The organism is Pseudomonas sp. NBB (assembly GCF_032701105.1).
In the GTDB taxonomy this organism is placed as follows: Bacteria; Pseudomonadota; Gammaproteobacteria; order Pseudomonadales; family Pseudomonadaceae; genus Aquipseudomonas; species Aquipseudomonas asiatica.
Map to the genome: position 1 here is coordinate 3,888,838 of NZ_CP103994.1, position 22,249 is coordinate 3,911,086.

The window sequence follows — 22,249 nt, forward strand, 5'->3', positions numbered from 1 at the left end:
TCAGGAGCGTCATGATGAGTGTTGATGAAAAACGTATCCGCGAATTTGCCTACCAGATCTGGGAGTCCGAGGGTAAGCCCGTCGGCCAGGAAGACCGCCATTGGGACATGGCTCGCAAGCTGGCCGAAGCCGAGGCACTGGCACCCAAGGCGGCGCCGCGCAAACGGGCCCCGGCCAAGCCCAAGGTAGCGGCTGAACCGGTTGAGAAGGCCGTGGCTGTGAAGAAACCCCGGGCGGTGAAAAAGCCGGCTGCCGGTTGAGCCTGCACCGGCCTCTTCGCGGGTAAACCCGCTCCCACAGGTACACCGTCATCCTCAAGCCTGGCGCTATCCCTGTAGGGGCGGGTTCACCCGCGAAGAGGCCGGTACAGGCCTACGCAGCTCCCTCCACCACCACGGCCACAGAGGACCGCCATGAGCCCCCGCACCCCGAAGAAAACCCGCTCGGTCGCCCCGTCGCGTATCCGCGAAGGCCTGCCCTTCCCCCTCGGCGCCACCTGGGATGGCCTTGGGGTCAACTTTGCCCTGTTCTCGGCCAATGCCACCAAGGTCGAGCTGTGCCTGTTCGACTCCACCGGCGAGCACGAAATCGAACGCATCGAGCTCCCCGAATACACCGACGAGATCTACCACGGCTACCTGCCTGACGCTCACCCAGGGCTGGTCTACGGCTACCGCGTGCACGGCCCGTACGAGCCGGAGAACGGCCACCGCTTCAACCCCAACAAACTGCTGATCGACCCGTATGCCAAGCAACTGGTCGGCAGCCTGCAATGGTCCGAAGCACTGTTCGGCTACACCATCGGCCACCCCGACGGCGATCTGTCGTTCGACGAGCGCGACAGCGCGCCCTTCGTGCCCAAGTGCAAGGTGATCGACCCTGCATTCACCTGGGGCCGCGACCAGCGCGTGCAGATCCCCTGGGAGCGTACGATCATTTATGAGGCCCACACCCGTGGCATCAGCATGCGCCACCCAGCGGTGCCGGAAGAACTGCGCGGCACCTTCGCCGGCCTGGCCAATGACGAGTTGCTCAAGCACATCAAGGAGCTGGGCGTTTCCAGCATCGAGCTGCTGCCGATTCACGCCTTCGTCAACGACCAGCACCTGCTGGACAAGGGCCTGAACAACTACTGGGGCTACAACAGCATCGCCTTCTTTGCGCCCCACCCGCGTTACCTGGCCAGCGGCAAGATCGCCGAGTTCAAGGAAATGGTCGCACACCTGCACGACGCCGGGCTGGAGGTGATCCTGGATGTGGTCTACAACCACACCGCCGAAGGCAACGAGCGCGGCCCCACGCTGTCGATGCGCGGTATCGACAACGCCTCGTACTACCGCCTGATGCCGGACGACAAGCGCTATTACATCAACGATTCCGGCACCGGCAACACCCTGGACCTGAGCCACCCCTGCGTGCTGCAGCTGGTCACCGACTCGCTGCGCTACTGGGCCGGCGAAATGCACGTGGACGGCTTCCGCTTCGACCTGGCGACCATCCTTGGCCGCTACCACGACGGCTACAGCGAACGCCACGGCTTCCTCGTCGCCTGCCGCCAGGACCCGATGCTGAGCCAGGTGAAGCTGATTGCCGAACCATGGGACTGCGGCCCGGGCGGCTACCAGGTGGGCAACTTTGCCCCGGGCTGGGCAGAGTGGAACGACCGCTTCCGCGACACCGTGCGCGCCTTCTGGAAAGGCGACGAAGGCCAACTGGCCGACTTTGCCTCGCGCATGACCGCCTCGGGGGACATGTTCAACAACCGTGGCCGGCGTCCCTATGCCTCGGTCAACTTCGTCACCGCCCACGACGGTTTCACCTTGCGCGACCTGGTGTCGTACAACCACAAGCACAACGAGGACAACGACGAGAACAACCAGGACGGCACCGATAACAACCTGTCATGGAACTGCGGTGTCGAGGGGCCAACTGACGACCCGGCCGTGAATGCCCTGCGCATGCGCCAGATGCGCAACTACTTCGCTACCCTGCTGCTGGCCCAGGGCACGCCGATGATCGTCGCCGGCGATGAGTTCAGCCGTACCCAGCACGGCAACAACAATGCCTATTGCCAGGACAGCGAGATCGGCTGGGTGAACTGGGACCTGGACCAGGAGGGCAAAGAGCTGCTGGCTTTCGTCAAGCGCCTCACCCGCCTGCGCCTGGCCTACCCGGTACTGCGTCGCTCGCGCTTCCTGGTTGGCGACTACAATGAGGCGATCGGCGTCAAGGATGTGACCTGGCTGGCACCGGATGGCAACGAGATGAGCGTGGAACAATGGGAAGACCCGCACGGGCGTTGCCTGGGCATGTTGATCGATGGCCGTGCCCAGGTCAGCGGCATTGCCAGGCCAGGCGCCGAGGCCACCGTGCTGCTGATCGTCAATGCCCACCATGACATCGTGCCGTTCCAGCTGCCAACCGTGCCCGAGGGGGATTACTGGAGCTGCCTGGTCGATACCGACCGGCCAGAGCTGCGCAAGGGGCAGCATCTGCAGTTCGACAGCACCTTCGAGGTGAAGGGGCGGTCGTTGCTGCTGATGGTGTTGCAGCGTGATGAGGAGTGAACCTGAAACGCTGGTATGTGTCCCTTGTGTAGGAGCGGCCTTGTGTCGCGATCGGGCCGCACAGCGGCCCCAGCTATTCTTGCCTTGGTGCTGACAAACGGGGCCGCTGCGCGGCCCGATCACGACACAAGGCCGCTCCTACAAGGATCCGCGCAAACCCGTTGACCGAGGAGTAACCGTGAACCCCGAAGCCGGCAGTAAAGGTTTCGCCAGTGTCAACCAGGCCCCGGCCGTGAAGCGGCTGCGGGTGCTGACGGTGAATACCCACAAGGGCTTCACCGCCTTCAACCGGCGCTTCATCCTGCCGGAACTGCGCGAGGCGGTGCGCAGCACCCAGGCCGACATCGTCTTTCTCCAGGAGGTGCTCGGCAGCCACGACCGCCACGCCGCGCGTTACCCCGGCTGGCCGCAGACCTCGCAGTACGAGTTCCTCGCCGACAGCATGTGGAGCGACTTCGCCTACGGGCGCAACGCGGTCTACCCCGACGGCCACCACGGCAACGCGCTGCTGTCCAAATACCCGATCATCGAACATCGCAACCTCGACGTGTCGATCACCGGCCCCGAACGACGTGGCCTGCTGCACTGCGTCCTCGACGTGCCTGGCCAGCATCAGGTGCATGCCATCTGCGTGCACCTGTCGTTACTGGAAAGCCACCGCCAGAAGCAGCTGCAACTGCTGCGCAAGCTGCTCGAATCCTTGCCCACCGACGCCCCGGTGATCATCGCTGGCGACTTCAACGACTGGAAATCCCACGGCAACCGCACCTTGGGCCTGCAGCGTGACCTGCACGAGGCCTTCGAACGCCACCATGGCCACCTGGCCCGCACCTATCCTGCGCGGCTGCCGCTGTTGCGCCTGGACCGTGTCTACCTGCGCAACGCCGAAAGCCATGGGCCGCGGATTCTGGGGCACAAACCTTGGTCGCACCTGTCGGACCACCTGCCGTTGTCGGTCGAAGTCAGGCTTAGCAATCATTCTTCATAGCCGCAGCACGGCAAATAGCGAACCTGGCTATACCTAGCCGAATTATCTTGTGATTCAACAAGTTGAACAAAGCCACGGAACCTGAACACATCCTTCACGCTTTCTTGACGCAAGCGGCGCCCTCTCCTTAGCTGAACATATCTAGCAGTAATGATCTCGCGCAGGGCCTCTAGCTCGCGCCTTCGTGCGCGCTGCAGAAAGCCAGGCGTGCTGGTTTGGGTCGCCCACTGTTTTTGCCGTACAGCTCGTGACAACAGGCCAGGTCCTAGGGCTGTAACACCAAAACAAAGGAGATCCGCCATGAAAAGCACCTCGAACCCCTTGCGCTTCGAAAGCATTTTCTACGCGGTTTCCACGTCGCTGCTTCTGGCAACCCCGGTGGAAACTATCGCGTATGAACTGCAGGACGACCCGACCTCGCCCGGCTTCCTGCACCAACCGGCAGTACCACAGCTTACGCTCGACCCGGTCAGCGCCAGTGGCTTGAGTATCGGTACCTTGAACGCGTTCTCGCAAAAGATGAGCGAACGCCATGGGCAGCCTGCACCGGACCTGGTCGCCAGCCAGTGGGCGCAGTTCTTCCCCACCACCGCGCGCAGTGGCGCGCAGCCTCCGGACCAGCTGGAGGCCCCCAGCCAGCAACTGATGATCGGCCCGGACCTGTTCGTGCGTGAAACTGCAGCGGGCAATGTGCACCGCGCGGGGATCTTCGTGGGGCAAAACAACCTGCAGACCAACTTCAACGGCATGCGCCAGCTGTTGGGCGACAAGCAACGCAACGCCGTGAACCTCAGCGGCGAAAGCCTGGGGGTGTACTGGAGCATGACCCATGAACAGGGCTGGCACCTGGATGCCGTGGCCATGGGTTCACGCATCGACGTCAACGGTCGAGGCGAAAACGGCCAGCGACTGGACGACAGCGGCCACGCGATGACCTTCTCGCTGGAAGGCGGCATCCCCATCGGCCTGGGTGGCGGCTGGGTGATTGAGCCACAGGCACAGTTGATCAACCAGCAGTTCTTCCCCGGCAGCCGGGCGCAGGAAGAGACCTTGCAGGCCTTCGACAGCCAGCCGAGCTGGAGCGGTCGGGTCGGCGCCAGGCTGTCCGGGCGTTATGAAGTACGCGGCATGCCGATCGAACCCTATGTGCGGACCAACGTGTGGTATGACTTCAGCAATGCCGATGAGGTGAAGCTGGACCAGGTCGACAAGATCTCCAGCTCGCGCTACTCGACCACGGTGGAACTGGGGTTGGGGCTGGTGGCGCGGGTGACACCCACGGTGGCGCTGTTTGTCAGTGCCGATTACAGCAGTGACGTCGACGACAATGATCTGAACGGGTTGATTGGCAGCCTTGGGGTGCGGATGCGGTGGTAGGCAGGGTCGGCCCTTTCGCGGGGGAACCCGCTCCCACAAGGACCGCACAGGGTCTGAAGCTTGTGCAATACCTGTGGGAGCGGGTTTACCCGCGAAGAGGCCAGTACTGGGAACACATCAGGCTGGTTTCATTATCAGAACACCCAGCGGCGGCAGGTTCAGGGCCAGCGACTGCGGCTGCCCATGGCTGGCTATCTGGTCACTCTCCACCACCCCCAAATTGCCGACATTGGACCCGGCATACAGCTCTGCATCACTATTCAACAGCTCCTGCCAGCGCTCGCCGAACGGCACGCCAATGCGATACCCCTCGCGCGGCACCGGGGTGAAGTTGGCCACCACCAGCACCGGCTCGCCACTGCTGCTCCAGCGCAACCAGGCATACACGCTGTTCTGCGCATCGTCACCAATCAGCCACTGGAACCCCTGCGGCTGGCAATCCTGCTCGTGCAACGCCGGCACCTCGCGGTACAGGCGGTTGAGGTCGCCGACCAGGCGCTGTACACCCTGGTGCTCAGGGTACTGCAGCAGGTACCAGTCCAGCTCGCCATCGTGGTCCCACTCACGCCACTGGCCGAACTCGCAGCCCATGAACAGCAGCTTCTTTCCCGGATGCGCCCACATGAAGGTGAGGTAGGCACGCAGGTTGGCGAACTTCTGCCAGCGGTCGCCGGGCATCTTGTCGATCAGCGAATGCTTGCCGTGCACCACTTCGTCGTGGGAGATGGGCAGGATGAAGTGCTCGGAATAGGCATAGATCAGCCCGAAGCTCATCTCGTTGTGATGATAAGTGCGGTGCACCGGGTCGTTCTGGATGTAATGCAAGGTGTCGTGCATCCAGCCCATGTTCCACTTGTAGGCAAAGCCCAGGCCACCCTGCTGGGTCGGCTGGCTGACGCCGGGCCAGGCGGTGGACTCCTCGGCGATGATCAGCGCGCCCGGGGCCTCATGGGCCGCCACGCCGTTTAGGTGGCGGATGAAGTCGATGGCTTCCAGGTTCTCGCGCCCGCCGTGGCGGTTGGGCACCCATTCGCCGGCCTTGCGCGAATAGTCGCGGTACAGCATCGAGGCCACTGCATCGACACGCAGGCCATCGATGTGGAAGTGCTTCAGCCAGTGCAGCGCCGAGGCCATCATGAAGCCGCGCACTTCGTTGCGGCCAAGGTTGTAGATCAGCGTGTTCCAGTCCTGGTGGTAGCCCTCCAGAGGGTTGTCGTATTCGTACAGGGCGGTGCCGTCGAAACGCGCCAGGCCGTGTTCGTCGGTGGGGAAATGCGCCGGTACCCAGTCCAGCAGTACACCAATGCCCCCTTGGTGGCAGGCGTCGATGAACGCGGCGAAGTCCTCGGCGCTGCCGTAGCGCGAGGTGGGGGCGAACAGCGACAGCGGCTGGTAGCCCCAGGAGCCGCCGAACGGGTGCTCCATGATCGGCAGCAGTTCGATGTGGGTGAAGCCCAGTTCCTGAACGTACGGCACCAGGCGCTCGGCCAGCTCGCGCCAGTTGTAATAGCGCCCGACCTCGCCCGCCTCATCCAGCTCGCAGCGCCACGACCCCGGGTGCAGTTCGTAGATCGACAGCGGCGCGCTGTAGGCATGGCGTTGCGCGCGTTGCGCCATCCAGTCGTGGTCTTGCCAGTCGTGGCTGAGCGCCCCTGCCACCTTGGATGCGGTGCTCGGCGGCAGTTCAGTGGCGCGCGCCAGCGGGTCGGCCTTCAGGGGCAGTATGCCGTCCTTGCCCAGCACCTCGAACTTGTAGGTTTCGCCCACGCCCAGGCGCGGCACGAACAGCTCCCACACCCCGGCGCTGTGGCGCAGGCGCATGGGGTGGCGGCGGCCATCCCAGTTGTTGAAGTCACCCACCACCGACACCCGCCGGGCGTTCGGTGCCCACACCGAGAAACACACGCCATCGACGCCATCGACCTGGATGGGTTGGGCGCCGAAGCGCCCGGACAGGTCGCGGTGGTTGCCTTCGGCGAACAGGTACAGGTCCATGTCGCCCAGTTGCGGGCCGAAGCTGTAGGGGTCTTCGGTAATCTGCTCGCCACCGGCCCAACCGATCTGCAGCAGGTACGGGTGTGCCTCATCGAGGTGCGCGGTGAACAGCCCTGGCAGGCTGCCCTGCTCCATTTCGGCGAGGATGCGCCCGTCATGCCGGGCAAGGATGCGCACATTCAGGGCGTTGGGCAGGAAGGCGCGGACCACCTGCCCGCCGGCGCCATCGCCATGGGGGCCGAGTACCGCAAATGGATCGGCGTGCTCGGCGCGGGCCAGGGCGTCGAGGTCCCGTTGCCGAAGGCCGCCGTTTTCACGCGTGGTTGCATTCATCTATGACTCTCCCCAGGTACTGATCAGTCCATGCAGGCCATGCAAAGGCACGGCCAGCCAGCTCGGACGGTTCTCGGCTTCGTATGTGATTTCGTAGGCGGCTTTTTCCAGGCAGAACAGCTCCAGTGCAGCACGCTCGCCCTCGGCCTGTTGCCAGGCGTGAGGCATGGCCGCGGTGGCCAGGCCATAGGCTTCGACAAAGGCATGCCGCGACTGGTGCAGGTACTGCCTGGCAACCCGTTGCCGGGCTTGGCGCGCCGGGTCGGAAAGGTCGACCGCAGACGCGCTGCGCAAGATCATGGCAGCAGCATAGTCGAAGGATCGCAGCACGCCGCTGACATCCTTGTACGGGCTGTGTTTTGCCCGACGCTCTTGCAGCGGCCGGGCCGGTTCACCTTCGAAATCGATGAGGTAGGCGTCGCCCTGCACCACCAGCACCTGGCCCAGGTGCAGGTCGCCGTGCACGCGCATCAGCAAGCCGCCCTGGGCCTGGCGGGTCAGGTTGGCGATGTGCTGGGCCAGGCCGTCGCGCTGTTGCTGCAAGTCGTCGACCAGCGCCTGGCTTTCGCTGTCGAGGCTGTCGCGGTGCTGGGCCAGCAGGTCGAGGGCATGGGTGAGTTCGGCACTGATCTGCGCACTCCAGCGTTCGCTGTCGTCGGCATCGCTCGGGCGCGGCTGGAAGGCCTCGTCGTTGGTCGGTGCGGCCAGCAGCAGGTGCATCTCGCCCAGGCGCTGGCCGAGCAAGGCGGCAAAGCCGGTGAGTTCGGCCAGTGCATCGGTGTGCGCATCGGCGTCGAGGCTGGAGGGCTCCATCTGGTCGCGGATGGCCCGTTCCAGTGTGTTCTGAGTCCAGGCCCAGGCGTCACCCTGGTTGCTCAGGTAGCCCTGGGCGATCATCAGCAGGTGTGGCGCGCCCTGCTCGTCCACCCGGCTGACCCAGGCCAGCAGCGGCGAAATGTTGGCAAAGCCTGCGGCGGTCAGGTAGGCACTCATTTCCAGCTCGGGGTGCACGCCCGGGTTGACCCGGCGAATCAGCTTGAGCACCACCTGGTCGCCAATCACCACCGAGCTGTTGGACTGCTCGGCGCTGAGGTAGCGCACGCTGCTTTCGTCGTTCAACGCCAGGCTCGCCAACTGCTGCGTGCTTTCGAAACGCAGCTCGCCCTCGCCGTTGCCACAAGGCAGATGCATGCCGCCCTCACAGGCACGCAGCACCGCGCGGATGAATGGCTCGAGGACGAAGGCATCGGTGATCAGGCCAACCTGATGGGCACGGCGCACCCGCGCCAGGGCCAGCTGCTGCGGCAACGCGGTACTGATCTGCTCTTCGGGCAGCAGGCCGAACGGCAGCTGGTAGCGGGTAGCCACACCCTCGCTGAGCACTTCGATTTCACCGAGCAGCACCGGTGTGGTGGCGGTGCCGAAACGCACGCCGTAGCACAGGCGCACCTGGTCGATCGGCCCTTCCTTGCCGGCGAACCAGCGCCGCTTGGGCAGGTACTGCGGCAGGATGGCGCTTTGCAGGGTATCGCTGGAGGGGGCCTCCAGCAGTTCTTCCATGCGCTTTCGCAATACCAGTGTGGTCAATTCGGGTAACCCCTCGGTGGCCTGGATGTGCCAGCTGGGCATGCGGTCGTGGCTGGCCAGCAGGAACCAGTAGAAGGCGTAGGGTGGCAATGTCAGCAGGAACGGCAGTTGCCCGATTGGCGGGAAGGCACTGCCGCCGAGCATCTCCACCGGTACTTTGTCGGCGTATTGTGACAATTCCAGTTCAGCTGCCTGGGCGGCGCGGGAAACGTTGGCCACGCACAGGATGACTTCAGTGTTGCCATCGGCGTCGGTGTACTCGCGCAAGTAGGCGAGGATGCGCCGGTTGTTCGGCGTGAGGGTGCGCAGGCTGCCGCGGCCGAAGGCCTTCTGCTGCTTGCGCACCGCCAGCATGCGCCGGGTCCAGTTCAGCAGCGAATGCGGGTCGTTGGCCTGGGCTTCGACGTTGACGGTCTGGTAACCATACAGCGGGTCCATGATCGGCGGCAGTACCAGGCGCTGCGGGTCTGCACGGGAGAAACCGCCGTTGCGGTCCGGCGACCATTGCATGGGCGTGCGCACGCCGTCGCGGTCGCCCAGGTAGATGTTGTCGCCCATGCCCAGTTCGTCGCCGTAATACAGGGTGGGCGTGCCGGGCATCGACAGCAGCAGGCTGGTGAGCAGTTCGATGCGCCGGCGGTCGCGCTGCAGCAGCGGCGCGAGGCGGCGGCGGATGCCCAGGTTGATGCGGGCGCGGCGGTCTTCGGCGTAGTAGTTCCACAAGTAGTCGCGCTCGCGGTCGGTGACCATTTCCAGGGTCAGCTCATCGTGGTTGCGCAGGAAGATCGCCCATTGGCAGTTGGCGGGGATTTCCGGGGTCTGGCGCAGGATGTCGGTGATCGGGAAGCGGTCTTCCATGGCCAGGGCCATGTACATGCGCGGCATCAACGGGAAGTGGAAGGCCATGTGGCATTCGTCGCCCTCGCCTTCGCCGAAGTACGGGCGGGTGTCCTCGGGCCATTGGTTGGCCTCGGCCAGCAGCATGCGGTCGGGGTAGTTGGCGTCGATTTCGGCGCGGATCGCCTTGAGCACGTCGTGGGTTTCGGCAAGGTTCTCGTTGTTGGTGCCGTCACGCTCGATCAGGTAGGGGATGGCGTCCAGGCGCAGGCCATCGACACCCAGGTCCAGCCAGAAGCGCATCACCCCGATCACAGCCTTGAGCACTTGCGGGTTGTCGAAGTTGAGGTCGGGCTGGTGCGAGTAGAAGCGGTGCCAGAAGTACTGGCCGGCGACCGGGTCCCAGGTCCAGTTGGACTTCTCGGTGTCGAGGAAGATGATGCGCGTGCCGTCGTACTTCTGGTCATCATCCGACCACACGTAGAAGTCCCGTGCCTTGCTGCCGCGCTTGGCATGGCGGGCGCGCTGGAACCAGGGGTGCTGGTCGCTGGTGTGGTTGATGACTAGCTCGGTGATTACCCGCAGGCCGCGTTTGTGCGCCTCTGCGATAAAGCGGCGGGCATCGGCCAGGTTGCCGTAGTCGGGGTGCACGGCCTTGTATTCGGCGATGTCGTAGCCGTCGTCGCGGCGTGGCGAGGGATAGAACGGCAGCAGCCACAGGGTGTTGACACCCAGCTCGGCGATGTAGTCGAGCTTGCTGATCAGGCCGGCGAAATCGCCGATGCCGTCGTTGTTCGAATCGAAGAACGACTTGATGTGCAGCTGGTAGATGACGGCGTCCTTGTACCACAGCGGGTCGTCGATGAAGGCTGCCGGGCGGGAACGCTTGGCCATGTGCGACTCCTTTCAATTTCTGGTTGCTCTGGCCCCTGTAGGAGCGGGCTTGCCCGCGAAACAGACACCGCAGTGTATGGCACCGGCTGTGCCGGTGTTCGCGGGCGCGCCCGCTCCTACAGAGGATCGCGAACCACCGTTAGCGGGCCTTTTCGATGCGCCAGATACCGAAAGGCAGATGCCAGGGTTCGATGCGCATCCATTGGGTCTTGCCGTACCACGACCAGCGATGTCCGTTCATCAAGTCCTCACCATGGGTTTCGGCGTTGTCATCCAGCCCCAGCTCCCACAGCGGCAGCTCGAAATGCGCCTCCTGGGCGTTGTGCGGGTCGAGGCTGATTGCCACCAGGATGTAGTTGTCGCGCTCGGGCGTGCGCTTGGCGAAGTACAGGATGTTGTCGTTCCAGCAGTTGAAGAACGCCACGCCCAGGTGGGTCTGCAAGGCGCGGTTCTGCCGGCGGATGCGGTTGAGCTGGGCGATCTCGGCAATGATGTTTCCGGGCTGGCTGAAATCGCGTGGGCGGATTTCGTACTTCTCCGAATCCAGGTACTCCTCCTTGCCCGGCAGCGGTGTACCTTCGCACAGTTCGAAGCCCGAATACATGCCCCACAGCCCCGACCCCATGGTGGCCAGTGCAGCGCGGATGAGGAAGCCGGCACGGCCGGAGGTATGCAGGAAGTACGGGTTGATGTCGGGCGTGTTGACGAAGAAGTTGGGCCGGTAGCACTGGCTCCATGGCGGCTGGTTGAGCTGCTCGAAGTATTCGCGCAGTTCCTGTTTGTGATTGCGCCAGGTGAAGTAGGTATAGCTCTGCGCGTACCCGACCTTCCCCAGGCGGGCCATCATCGCCGGTTTGGTGAAGGCTTCGGCGAGGAAGATGACCTCCGGGTGCCGGCTGCGCACATTGGCGATCAGCCATTGCCAGAATGGCAGTGGTTTGGTGTGCGGGTTGTCGACGCGGAAGGTCTTCACACCCTCCTCGACCCAGCCGACCACTACATCACGCAAAGCCAGCCACAGCGAGGGCACGGCCTCGGGCGCGTAGAAATCGACGTTGACGATGTCCTGGTATTTCTTCGGCGGGTTCTCGGCATAGCGGATGGTGCCATCCGGTCGCCAGCTGAACCAGCCGGGGTGCTCCTTGAGCCAGGGGTGGTCCTGGGAGCACTGGATCGCGAAGTCGAGGGCGATTTCCAGGCCATGCTCGGCCGCTGCGGCCACCAGGCGACGGAAGTCGTCGCGGCTGCCCAGTTGTGGGTGAATCGCCTCGTGACCACCTTCTGCGCTGCCGATGGCATACGGGCTGCCCGGGTCGCCGGGCTCCGCGGTGAGGGCGTTGTTGCGGCCCTTGCGGTGCTGCATGCCGATGGGATGGATCGGCGGAAAATACAGTACGTCGAAGCCCATGTCGCGGATCATCGGCAGGCGCTCGTGCACATCGTTGAACGTGCCGTGGCGCTCGGGGCTGTCGGTGACCGAACGCGGGAACAGCTCGTACCAGCTGGCGAACTGCGCGGCCGGGCGGTCGACATCGACGGGGAATTCGCGGCTGCGGGCCAGGTAGCTGCGGTGCTCGGCGTCGCTCATCAGGCGGGCGGTAGCGGGGTCGAGAAACAGTGCCACCTGGTCGTCGGCATTCAGCGTGGGCAGGCGCTGCTGCAACGCCTGGAGCTCCTCGCGCAGGGCACCGTTGCACAGCTCGATGCCCTTGCCCAGCATCAATCGGCCTTCCTCCAGCTCCAACCGGACCTCGACACCGGCGTGGTACTTCTTCTCCAGGTCGTGGCAGTAGGTAGCGAACGGGTCGATCCAGGCCTCGATGCTGAACAGGTGCGGGCCCAGTTCGGTGGGGGTGAACTCGGCCAGCCACAGGTCGTTGCCCGGCGAGTGCATGGGTACGCAATGCCAGCGCCGGCTGTGGGCCTGGCGCCAGTTGAGCATCACGGCCAGGCGGTCGTGGCCGTCGCTGTAGACCTTGCTGCTGACCGCCACCGGCTGGCCACTGATGGCCTTGGCGGCGAAGGTGCCGGCCTCGAGCACGGGTTGGGTGTCTTCGATCACGATGCGCGGCGCCAGCAGCGCCTGGGACAGGCTGATGGCCTGGTCCGGGTGATCGTTGGCCATGGGCACGCTTTCGAAGGGCTCGTTTCGTGACATCGGACCTTGCTCCCTCAGGCTGGTGGCGGTAAGGGTTCAGAGCCGGGCACAGGCGTGGGGTTCAAAAAAATTGAGCGAACGGCAGCTGCGAGGGGTCGAAGCCTGCAGCACCTCTTCAATTACCCAAGCGAGGTCAGGCCATGAACATTCCCATTCCACCGGAGACTCCCGATCCCAACATCGACGACCCGAGCCTGCCGCCGCCCGTGCCGGAGGAAGACCCGGACGAGCTGCCGGTCAAGCCGACCGTGCCGCCGACGGTAGGCGACCCGCCGAGCCAGGAACCACCGGTGAAGGCTTAAGGGTAGACCAGGATCGACGCAGGCAGGACCGGCCCTTTCGCGGGTGAACCCGCTCCCACAGGGACCGCGCCGATTTCGAACGCGGCGCTGTACCTGTAGGAGCGGGTTTACCCGCGAAAGGGCCGGCAGCATCAATACATCAACCAGCAGTTAAAGCCGAGATCTCCGCCACACTGATCTCCCGCATGCGGAACTTCTGCACCTTGCCGGTCACCGTCATCGGGTACTCGTCGACAAAGCGGATATGCCTAGGCACCTTGAAGTTTGCAATGCGCGCCTTGCACCAGCCCTGCAGTTCCTCGACCGTGGCACTGTGCCCCGGGTGCAGCTTGATCCAGGCGACGATCTCCTCGCCATAACGGCTGCACGGGATGCCGATCACCTGGGCATCGGCCACCGCCGGGTGGGTGTAGAAGAACTCTTCCAGTTCACGCGGGTAGATGTTCTCGCCGCCGCGAATGATCATGTCCTTGTTGCGGCCGACAATGCGCACGTAGCCGTGCTCGTCCATCACCGCCAGGTCGCCAGAATGCATCCAGCCGGCCGGGTCGATGGCATCTGCCGTGGCCTGCGGATTGTCCCAGTAGCCGAGCATCACGCTGTAGCCGCGGGTGCACAGCTCGCCGATCTCGCCGCGCGGGACGATGCAGCCGTCGGCGTCCACCAGCTTGTTCTCCAGCTGCGGCTGGGTGCGGCCGACGGTGGTCACGCGCAGCTCCAGGTCGTCGTCCGGGCCGGTCTGTAGTGACACCGGGCTGGTTTCGGTCATGCCGTAGGCGATCTGCACTTCGGCCATATGCATCTGGTCGATGACCCGGCGCATCACCTCGATCGGGCAGGTGGCGCCGGCCATGATGCCGCTGCGCAGGGTCGACAGGTCCATTTGCCCGCGCGCGGGGTGGTCGAGCATGGCGATGAACATGGTCGGCACGCCATAGAGGATGCTGGCGCGCTCTTCGGCCACGGCGCGCAGGGTGAGCTCGGCGTCGAAGGCGTCGTTGGGGTAGATCATGGTGCTGCCATGGGTGATGCAGCCGAGGTTGGCCATGACCATGCCGAAGCAGTGGTACAGCGGTACCGGGATCACCATGCGGTCGCGTGCGGTCAGGCCCAGGCTTTCGCCGACCATGAAGCCGTTGTTGAGGATGTTGTAGTGGCTGAGCGTGGCGCCCTTCGGTGCGCCGGTGGTGCCGGAGGTGTACTGGATGTTCACCGGCTGGTCGAACTGCAGGCTTTGCTGGCGCTTCGCGTAAGCCTCGACGGAGGTCTGCCCTGCCCGCTCGGCCAGCGCTTGCCAAGGCAGGAAGCCTGCCGGCGGGTTGGCGGCCAGGCTGACCACACCACGCAGGTCGGGCAGGCGTTCACTGGCCATTTCACCCGGGGTGGCGCTGGCCAGCTCCGGCGCCAGTTCCTGGACCATGGCGTGGTAGTCGGACGTCTTGAAGGCATCGGCACACACCAGCCAGCGGCAACCGGACTGACGCAGCACGTATTCCAGCTCGCCCACGCGGTAGGCCGGGTTGATGTTGACCAGAATCGCGCCGACCTTGGCGCTGGCCAGCTGCAGGATGCACCACTGGGCGCAGTTGGGCGACCAGATGCCGACCCGATCGCCGGTGTTCACGCCCAGGGCCATCAGGGCACGAGCATGCACCTCGACCTGCTCGGCCAACTGCCGCCAGCTGTAGCGCAGGCCCTGATGGCGCGACACCAGGGCCTCGCCGTCGGCACAATGGGCCACGGTGGCGTCGAAGGCCTGGCCGATGGTCTGGGTCAGCAAGGCTTGGTCCTGGCGACCGCGGGTATAGCTTGGTTGACTCATGGGTGTCCCTTCTTGTGGTTGTTCTGGGCACGACTGAAGCAAGCGGGAATACTCTGGCGCAGATTTACGTTTACGTAAAGGTGATGAGTCGATTGACAGTGAGCGCATGCAGGTTTACGTTAACGTAAAGGTGAAAACGACATCGGGTTTGTCGGCGCACCACCGACCTTGTGGGAGCGGGTTTGCCCGCGAATGCGATCATCCAGGCAATGACGGTGGCCCTGCTGACGCATTCGCGGGTAAACCCGCTCCCACAGGGCCGGTGGATAGCCCTTGAGCTACGGTGTTACCCAATTTCAAGAACAAGAAGGTGCCCCCAGCATGCATTACCCCACCCTGAACTTCGCCCTGGGCGAAACCATCGACATGCTCCGCGACCAGGTGCGCACCTTCGTCGCCGCCGAACTGGCCCCACGCGCCGCGCAAATCGACCACGACAACCTGTTCCCTGCCGACATGTGGCGCAAGTTCGGCGACATGGGCCTGCTGGGCATCACCGTGCCGGAAGAATACGGCGGTGCCGGCCTGGGCTACCTGGCCCACGTGGTTTCGATGGAAGAAATCAGCCGTGGCTCGGCCTCGGTGGCGCTGTCCTACGGTGCCCACTCCAACCTCTGCGTCAACCAGATCAACCGCAACGGCAGCCACGAGCAGAAGCTCAAGTACCTGCCCAAGCTGATCAGCGGCGAGCACATCGGCGCCCTGGCCATGAGCGAGCCCAACGCCGGTTCCGACGTGGTATCGATGAAGCTGCGCGCAGAAAAGCGCGGCGACCACTACGTGCTCAACGGCAGCAAGACCTGGATCACCAACGGCCCGGACGCCAACACCTACGTGATCTATGCCAAGACTGACCTGGAAAAGGGCGCGCACGGCATCACCGCGTTCATCGTCGAGCGTGACTGGAAAGGCTTCAGCCGCAGCAACAAGTTCGACAAGCTGGGCATGCGTGGTTCCAACACCTGCGAGCTGTTCTTCGACGGCGTCGAAGTGCCGGAAGAAAACATCCTCGGCCAGCTCAACGGTGGCGTGCGCGTGCTGATGAGCGGCCTGGACTACGAGCGCGTGGTGCTGTCCGGCGGCCCGACCGGCATCATGCAGAGCTGCATGGACCTGGTGGTGCCCTACATTCACGACCGCAAGCAGTTCGGCCAGAGCATCGGCGAGTTTCAGCTGATCCAGGGCAAGATCGCCGACATGTACACCCAGCTCAACGCCAGCCGTGCCTACCTGTATGCCGTGGCCCAGGCCTGCGACCGTGGCGAGACCACCCGCAAGGACGCCGCCGGGGTGATCCTGTACACCGCTGAGCGCGCCACGCAAATGGCCCTGGAGGCGATCCAGATTCTCGGCGGCAACGGCTATATCAACGAATTCCCGGCAGGCCGCCTGCTGCGCGACGCCAAGCTGTACGAGATCGGTGCCGGCACCAGCGAAATCCGCCGGATGCTGATCGGCCGCGAACTGTTCAACGAAACCCGCTGAGCACAAGGGACGGGCGCACATGGCTACCTTGCACACCCAGATCAACCCGCGTTCGGCGGAGTTCGCCGGCAACAGCGCGGCCATGCTCGAACAGGTCCAGGCCCTGCGCGGCCTGCTCGCCCAAGTGGCCCAGGGCGGTGGGCCCAAGGCTCAGGAGCGGCACACTTCGCGTGGCAAGCTGCTGCCGCGCGAGCGTATCGACCGCCTGCTGGACCCGGGCTCGCCGTTCCTCGAAATCGGCCAACTGGCTGCCCATGAGGTGTATGGCGAAGACGTGCCCGCTGCGGGCGTGATCGCTGGCATCGGCCGCGTCGAAGGCGTGGAATGCATGATCGTGGCCAACGACGCCACGGTCAAAGGCGGTTCCTACTACCCGCTGACGGTGAAGAAGCACCTGCGTGCGCAGACCATCGCCCTGCAGAACCGCCTGCCGTGCATCTACCTGGTGGACTCCGGCGGCGCCAACCTGCCACGCCAGGACGAAGTGTTCCCCGACCGCGAGCACTTCGGGCGGATCTTCTTCAACCAGGCCAACATGAGCGCGCTGGGCATTCCGCAGATTGCCGTGGTGATGGGCTCGTGCACTGCCGGCGGTGCCTACGTGCCCGCGATGGCCGACGAAGCGATCATGGTGCGCCAGCAGGCGACCATCTTCCTCGCCGGCCCGCCACTGGTGAAGGCGGCCACCGGCGAGGTGGTTAGCGCCGAAGACCTTGGCGGTGCCGATGTGCACTGCCGCACCAGCGGCGTGGCCGACCACTATGCCGACAACGACGAACATGCCCTGGCCCTGGCCCGACGCAGCGTGGCCAACCTCAACTGGCACAAGCTGGGCAAGCTGCAGCGCCTGGCCCCGGTGGCACCGCTGTACGCCGCCGATGAGCTGTATGGCGTGGTGCCGGCCGATGCCAAGCAACCGTTCGACGTGCGCGAGGTTATCGCGCGTCTGGTCGACGGCTCGGTGTTTGACGAGTTCAAGGCGCTGTTCGGTACCACTCTGGTGTGCGGCTTCGCCCACCTGCACGGCTACCCGGTGGCGATCCTCGCCAACAACGGCATCCTGTTCGCCGAAGCGGCGCAAAAAGGCGCGCACTTCATCGAACTGGCCTGCCAGCGCGGCATCCCGCTGCTGTTCCTGCAGAACATCACCGGCTTCATGGTCGGCAAGAAGTACGAAGAAGGCGGCATCGCCAAGCACGGCGCCAAGCTGGTCACTGCCGTGGCCTGCGCCCAGGTGCCGAAGTTCACGGTGATCATTGGCGGCAGCTTTGGCGCTGGCAACTACGGCATGTGCGGCCGTGCCTACGACCCGCGCTTCCTGTGGATGTGGCCCAATGCGCGGATCGGCGTGATGGGGGCCGAACAGGCCGCCGGCGTGCTGGCCCAGGTCAAGCGCGAACAGAGCGAGCGCAGTGGCCACCCGTTCAGCGCCGAAGACGAAGCCCGGCTCAAACAGCCGATCCTTGACCAGTACGAGCACCAGGGCCACCCCTACTACTCCAGCGCCCGCCTGTGGGACGACGGTGTCATCGACCCGGCACAGACCCGCGACGTGCTCGGCCTGGCGTTGTCCGCCGCGCTGAACGCACCGATCGAACAGAGCCGCTTCGGCATTTTCCGGATGTGACCCATGAGCGATTTCAGCACCCTCGAAGTGATCCGCGACCCGCGCGGCTTCGCCACCCTGTGGCTGAGCCGCGAGGACAAGAACAACGCCTTCAACGCCTTGATGATCCGCGAGCTGATCGTCGCCCTCGACCAGTTGGCCGAGGACGCCAGCCTGCGCTTCGTGCTGCTGCGCGGCCGCGGCCGGCACTTCAGCGCCGGCGCCGATCTGGCCTGGATGCAGCAGTCGGCGCAGCTGGACTTCAACACCAACCTGGATGATGCCCGCGAGCTGGGCGAGCTGATGTATGCCCTGCACCGCCTCAAGGCGCCGACCCTGGCCGTGGTGCAAGGCGCGGCCTTTGGCGGCGCGCTGGGCCTGATCAGTTGCTGCGACATGGCCATCGGTGCCGAAGACGCTCAGCTGTGCCTGTCGGAAGTGCGCATCGGCCTGGCCCCGGCAGTGATCAGCCCGTTCGTGGTCAAGGCCATCGGCGAGCGTGCCGCGCGCCGCTATGCCCTTACCGCCGAGCGTTTCAGCGGCGTGCGGGCCCGCGAGCTGGGCCTGCTGGCCGAGGTCTACCCGGCCAGCGAACTGGACGCCCAGGTCGAAGCCTGGGTGAGCAACCTGCTGCAAAACAGCCCGCAAGCACTGCGCGCCACCAAGGACCTGCTGCGTGAAGTGGACGACGGTCAACTCAGCCCGGCCCTGCGCCGCTACTGCGAAAACACCATCGCCCGCATCCGCGTCAGCGCCGAAGGCCAGGAGGGCCTGCGCGCCTTCCTGGAAAAACGCCGCCCCGCCTGGCAAACCGACGACAAGAAGGAGCCGCGCCCATGAGCCGCCCCGCTTTGACCACCCTGCTGGTCGCCAACCGCGGCGAAATCGCCTGCCGGGTGATGCGCACCGCCAAGGCCATGGGCCTGACCACCGTGGCCGTGCACAGTGCCACCGACCGTGATGCCCGGCACAGCCGCGAAGCCGATATCCGCGTCGACCTCGGCGGCACCAAGGCTGCCGAAAGCTACCTGCTGGTCGAGAAGCTGCTGGCCGCAGCCAAGGCCAGCGGCGCCCAGGCCATCCACCCGGGCTATGGCTTCCTGTCCGAGAACGCAGGCTTCGCCCGTGCCATCGAAGAGGCCGGGTTGATCTTCCTCGGCCCACCGGCCAGCGCCATCGACGCCATGGGCAGCAAGTCGGCGGCCAAGGCACTGATGGAAGCCGCTGGCGTGCCACTGGTGCCGGGCTACCATGGCGAAGCCCAGGACCTGGACACCTTCCGCGCCGCCGCCGAACGCATCGGCTACCCGGTGCTGCTCAAGGCCAGCGCCGGCGGCGGTGGCAAGGGCATGAAAGTGGTCGAAGAAGAAAGCCAGCTGGCCGACGCCCTGGCCTCGGCCCAGCGTGAGGCGCAGTCGTCGTTCGGCGATGCGCGCATGCTGGTGGAAAAATACGTGCTCAAGCCGCGCCATGTGGAAATCCAGGTATTCGCCGACCAGCACGGCAACTGCCTGTACCTCAACGAGCGTGACTGCTCGATACAGCGCCGCCACCAGAAGGTGGTGGAAGAAGCCCCAGCGCCAGGCCTGTCAGCCGAATTGCGCCGGGCCATGGGTGAGGCGGCGGTACGCGCGGCCCAGGCCATCGGCTACGTGGGCGCCGGCACCGTGGAGTTCCTGCTCGATGCCCGTGGCGAGTTCTTCTTCATGGAGATGAACACCCGCCTGCAGGTGGAGCACCCGGTCACCGAGGCCATTACCGGGCTTGATCTGGTGGCCTGGCAGATTCGCGTGGCCTGCGGCGAGGCCCTGCCGATCACCCAGGAACAGGTGCCGCTGATCGGCCATGCCATCGAAGTGCGCCTGTATGCCGAGGACCCGGCCAACGAATTCCTGCCCGCGACCGGCAAGCTGGCGCTGTACCGCGAGTCGGCAGCCGGCGAAGGGCGACGGGTGGACAGCGGGGTCAGCGAGGGTGATGTGGTGTCGCCGTTCTACGACCCGATGCTGGGCAAGCTGATCGCCTGGGGCGAAGACCGCGAGCAGGCGCGCCTGCGCTTGCTGGCCATGCTCGACGAATTTGCCATTGGCGGGTTGAAGACCAACATCGCCTTCCTGCGGCGCATTCTCGCCCACCCGGCGTTTGCTGCAGCGGAGTTGGATACTGGCTTCATTCCGCGTCACCAGGAGGTTTTGCTGCCCGCGCCGCAAGCGCTGCCGGCAGGCTTCTGGGAAGCCGCGGCCGAGGCCTGGTTGCAGGGCCAGGCCGCACACCAGCGGGAGGACGACAGCAGTTCGCCGTGGGCCGAGCGCAACGGCCTGCGCCTGGGCCTGCCGGCGCGCAGCAGCCTGCACCTGGTCAGTGGCGGGCAGGACCAGGCAGTCGCCCTGGAGCGCAGCGCTGCGTCTACCTGGCAGTTGCTGGGCGAGCAGTTGGTGCATGACCAGGCTGGTGTGCGTCGCCAGCATCTGGCGATCCGCCGCGGTGGCACGCTGTACTTGCACTGGGACGGCGAGATGCATGCCATCGAAGCTTTCGACCCGATTGCCGAGGCCGAGGCCAGCCACAGCCTCCAGGGCGGCCTGGGCGCGCCCATGAACGGCAGCATCGTGCGGGTGCTGGTGGAGCCTGGGCAGGTGGTGGAAGCAGGTACGGCGCTGGTAGTGCTGGAGGCCATGAAGATGGAGCACAGCATTCGCGCGCCGCATGGCGGCACGGTGAAGGCGTTGTTCTGCCAGGAAGGGGATATGGTCAGCGAAGGGACGGTGCTGGTCGAACTGGCGGAGTAAGAGTCCTGGGGGCCGCCTTGCGGCCCTTTCGCGACACAAGGCCGCTCCTACAGGTACGGTGCATACCCTGAGGTTGGTGCGGTACTTGTAGGAGCGGCCTTGTGTCGCGAAAGGGCTGCGCAGCAGCCCCGGCAATCTAGAAGACCCCGTGCCCCCGCACGACCACACCCAGAAATTCGCAGCCGCCTTCACACAGAACTGTCGGATAGCGCGTATTCAGCGGTTTGAGCATCCTGTCTCCGCCCTCCTCGACCAACTGCCGCAACACTGCCGGCCGCCCGGGCTGCTGCGCAATCACCAACCGGCCTGGCTCCGCCGGCAGGCCGGTATCCACCAGCACACGCATACACTCAGGCACGCTCCTGCCACTGGCGGCATTCATCGAGTCGTTTTCCACCACCAGCCAGAAGGCATTGCCGGCGGGCATATAGTCCGTCTGTTCATGGGATTTGCTCGCCTCAGGCAAAGGCCCCTGCAAATCGGCCCAGCTCAGCACGGGGAAACGATAGCTCGCACTACACCCTGAGGCTTCAGACGCAAGGCCACGCTCGACCACCATGACTTGGGCCTCAAGAGACACCAACCCAAGCTTCTCGAGCTTTTCGTTGATGGTCTGCAGTGTCGGCCGTCGTGAACCGCGCAACCAATGCCCTACGCCGCCCTGTGTCATGCCCAGGCGTTCGGCCAGCTTGAGCTGGCTGAGGTTGTGTTCACGCTTGTAGCGCTTGAGAAACGCGATCCAGTTTTCCATGAGCGGATACTGCAGCTCCAAGACTTGCGCCATCCCTGTAGGAGCGGCCTTGTGTCGCGAAAGGGCTGCGCAGCAGCCCCGGCAATCTAGAAGGAGCCATGCACCCGCACGACCACACCCAGAAACTCGCAGCCTTCCTCACACAACAGCGCCGGGTAGTTGCTGTTGAGTGCCTTCAGGTACCGTTGCCCACCTTCCTCCGCCAACTCACGGAAGATCGCCGGTTTGCCCGGCTGACGAGCGATAACCAGACGCCCTGGCTCGGCATCTACCCCAGGATCCACCAACATCCGCATGCCCTGCGGCACACTGCGGCCACTGGCGGCACTCATCGCATCATTCTCGACAGTCAGCCAGAACGCCTTGCCTTGGGCCAGGTAATCCGTCTGCTCGAACACACCTGGCTCCGCCCCCTCTGCGATACCTAACTCATCCCAGCCCAGCACCGGGTAGCGGAAGCACACGATGTATTGCATGAGGTCCAGGTCATCATCGGAGTCATCGACCTCGTAAATGCCACGCTCCTCGCCGACCTGACCAACAATGCGCAACTGCAGGCTGACGTTGTAATGGGGCATGCCAATCTCGACGAACGTGCGGTTCATCGACTCGATCTTCGGCTGACGCCGCTTGTTCACCCAATGCCCCACGCTGCCTTGAGACACGCCAACGCGCTCGGCAAGCTGTTCTTGAGTGAGCCCTAGCTCCTCCATCCGGTCACGGACGAGGGCAATCCATTTATCCATATTCATCGCTGG

The 22,249-nt window shown here is 64.7% G+C and carries 15 protein-coding genes; 9 read left to right on the plus strand and 6 right to left on the minus strand.

What is annotated here, in order from left to right:
* Nucleotides 1-11 precede the first annotated feature (11 nt).
* From NY023_RS18185 to NY023_RS18200, 4 genes are all read left to right on the plus strand, one after another.
* A complete protein-coding gene (locus NY023_RS18185) occupies nt 12-260 on the plus strand; it encodes a DUF2934 domain-containing protein (protein WP_013973330.1) in 249 nt (82 codons plus the stop codon).
* A 153-nt stretch (nt 261-413) separates the two neighbouring features.
* A complete protein-coding gene (gene glgX / locus NY023_RS18190) occupies nt 414-2,567 on the plus strand; it encodes a glycogen debranching protein GlgX (RefSeq protein ID WP_013973331.1) in 2,154 nt (717 codons plus the stop codon).
* Between the two features lie 178 nt (nt 2,568-2,745).
* Nucleotides 2,746-3,555, plus strand: a complete 810-nt coding sequence (locus NY023_RS18195; RefSeq protein ID WP_013973332.1) for an endonuclease/exonuclease/phosphatase family protein — start codon at nt 2,746-2,748, stop codon at nt 3,553-3,555.
* Nucleotides 3,556-3,855: 300 nt separating this feature from the next.
* Nucleotides 3,856-4,932: an autotransporter outer membrane beta-barrel domain-containing protein gene (locus NY023_RS18200; RefSeq protein WP_013973333.1), complete on the plus strand. Its 1,077-nt coding sequence runs from the start codon at nt 3,856-3,858 to the stop codon at nt 4,930-4,932.
* Nucleotides 4,933-5,049: 117 nt separating this feature from the next.
* Here NY023_RS18200 and glgB read toward each other — a convergent pair whose 3' ends face one another.
* From glgB to NY023_RS18215, 3 genes are all read right to left on the minus strand, one after another.
* Nucleotides 5,050-7,260 (minus strand): 1,4-alpha-glucan branching protein GlgB, encoded by a 2,211-nt coding sequence (gene glgB / locus NY023_RS18205; protein WP_013973334.1) that lies wholly within the window; start codon nt 7,258-7,260, stop codon nt 5,050-5,052.
* A complete protein-coding gene (gene treS, locus NY023_RS18210; protein WP_013973335.1) occupies nt 7,261-10,578 on the minus strand; it encodes a maltose alpha-D-glucosyltransferase in 3,318 nt (1,105 codons plus the stop codon).
* 139 nt (nt 10,579-10,717) lie between these two features.
* Nucleotides 10,718-12,736: an alpha-1,4-glucan--maltose-1-phosphate maltosyltransferase gene (locus tag NY023_RS18215; protein ID WP_013973336.1), complete on the minus strand. Its 2,019-nt coding sequence runs from the start codon at nt 12,734-12,736 to the stop codon at nt 10,718-10,720.
* A gap of 140 nt (nt 12,737-12,876) precedes the next feature.
* Between NY023_RS18215 and NY023_RS18220 the strand changes: the two genes are divergently transcribed.
* Complete coding sequence (locus NY023_RS18220) at nt 12,877-13,038, plus strand: hypothetical protein (protein ID WP_013973337.1); 162 nt, start codon at nt 12,877-12,879, stop codon at nt 13,036-13,038.
* A 139-nt stretch (nt 13,039-13,177) separates the two neighbouring features.
* Here the strand turns inward: NY023_RS18220 and NY023_RS18225 are convergent, their stop codons facing one another.
* Entirely contained in the window at nt 13,178-14,860 is a 1,683-nt protein-coding gene (locus NY023_RS18225) for an AMP-binding protein (RefSeq protein ID WP_013973338.1), read from the minus strand.
* 321 nt (nt 14,861-15,181) lie between these two features.
* On the opposite strand from NY023_RS18225, the gene NY023_RS18230 reads away from it, so the two are divergent.
* Genes NY023_RS18230 through NY023_RS18245 form a run of 4 tightly spaced genes read left to right on the plus strand, consistent with a single transcriptional unit; the run spans nt 15,182 to nt 20,740 of the window.
* The gene (locus NY023_RS18230; RefSeq protein ID WP_013973339.1) at nt 15,182-16,345 is read left to right on the plus strand and encodes an isovaleryl-CoA dehydrogenase; all 1,164 of its coding nucleotides are present in this window, start codon (nt 15,182-15,184) and stop codon (nt 16,343-16,345) included.
* A gap of 19 nt (nt 16,346-16,364) precedes the next feature.
* A complete protein-coding gene (locus NY023_RS18235) occupies nt 16,365-17,972 on the plus strand; it encodes a carboxyl transferase domain-containing protein (RefSeq protein WP_013973340.1) in 1,608 nt (535 codons plus the stop codon).
* A 3-nt stretch (nt 17,973-17,975) separates the two neighbouring features.
* Nucleotides 17,976-18,791, plus strand: a complete 816-nt coding sequence (locus NY023_RS18240) for a gamma-carboxygeranoyl-CoA hydratase (protein WP_013973341.1) — start codon at nt 17,976-17,978, stop codon at nt 18,789-18,791.
* A complete protein-coding gene (locus tag NY023_RS18245; RefSeq protein WP_013973342.1) occupies nt 18,788-20,740 on the plus strand; it encodes an acetyl/propionyl/methylcrotonyl-CoA carboxylase subunit alpha in 1,953 nt (650 codons plus the stop codon). Before NY023_RS18240 ends, NY023_RS18245 begins: the two co-directional genes overlap by 4 nt.
* 136 nt (nt 20,741-20,876) lie before the next feature.
* Here the strand turns inward: NY023_RS18245 and NY023_RS18250 are convergent, their stop codons facing one another.
* Together NY023_RS18250 and NY023_RS18255 are read right to left on the minus strand one after the other, a co-directional pair.
* Nucleotides 20,877-21,491 carry a LexA family protein gene (locus tag NY023_RS18250; protein ID WP_024087396.1) on the minus strand — a complete coding sequence of 205 codons (615 nt, stop codon included), beginning with the start codon at nt 21,489-21,491 and terminating at the stop codon, nt 20,877-20,879.
* Nucleotides 21,492-21,577: 86 nt separating this feature from the next.
* Complete coding sequence (locus NY023_RS18255) at nt 21,578-22,243, minus strand: LexA family transcriptional regulator (RefSeq protein WP_013973344.1); 666 nt, start codon at nt 22,241-22,243, stop codon at nt 21,578-21,580.
* Between the last annotated feature and the right edge of the window lie 6 nt (nt 22,244-22,249).

Coding starts and splice junctions, on each gene's coding strand:
- NY023_RS18185 (WP_013973330.1), top strand. CDS start 12: ATGATGAGTGTTGATGAAAAACGTATCCGCGAATTTGCCTACCAGATC.
- glgX (WP_013973331.1), top strand. CDS start 414: ATGAGCCCCCGCACCCCGAAGAAAACCCGCTCGGTCGCCCCGTCGCGT.
- NY023_RS18200 (WP_013973333.1), top strand. CDS start 3,856: ATGAAAAGCACCTCGAACCCCTTGCGCTTCGAAAGCATTTTCTACGCG.
- glgB (WP_013973334.1), bottom strand. CDS start 7,260: ATGAATGCAACCACGCGTGAAAACGGCGGCCTTCGGCAACGGGACCTC.
- treS (WP_013973335.1), bottom strand. CDS start 10,578: ATGGCCAAGCGTTCCCGCCCGGCAGCCTTCATCGACGACCCGCTGTGG.
- NY023_RS18215 (WP_013973336.1), bottom strand. CDS start 12,736: ATGTCACGAAACGAGCCCTTCGAAAGCGTGCCCATGGCCAACGATCAC.
- NY023_RS18220 (WP_013973337.1), top strand. CDS start 12,877: ATGAACATTCCCATTCCACCGGAGACTCCCGATCCCAACATCGACGAC.
- NY023_RS18225 (WP_013973338.1), bottom strand. CDS start 14,860: ATGAGTCAACCAAGCTATACCCGCGGTCGCCAGGACCAAGCCTTGCTG.
- NY023_RS18230 (WP_013973339.1), top strand. CDS start 15,182: ATGCATTACCCCACCCTGAACTTCGCCCTGGGCGAAACCATCGACATG.
- NY023_RS18235 (WP_013973340.1), top strand. CDS start 16,365: ATGGCTACCTTGCACACCCAGATCAACCCGCGTTCGGCGGAGTTCGCC.
- NY023_RS18240 (WP_013973341.1), top strand. CDS start 17,976: ATGAGCGATTTCAGCACCCTCGAAGTGATCCGCGACCCGCGCGGCTTC.
- NY023_RS18245 (WP_013973342.1), top strand. CDS start 18,788: ATGAGCCGCCCCGCTTTGACCACCCTGCTGGTCGCCAACCGCGGCGAA.
- NY023_RS18250 (WP_024087396.1), bottom strand. CDS start 21,491: ATGGAAAACTGGATCGCGTTTCTCAAGCGCTACAAGCGTGAACACAAC.
- NY023_RS18255 (WP_013973344.1), bottom strand. CDS start 22,243: ATGAATATGGATAAATGGATTGCCCTCGTCCGTGACCGGATGGAGGAG.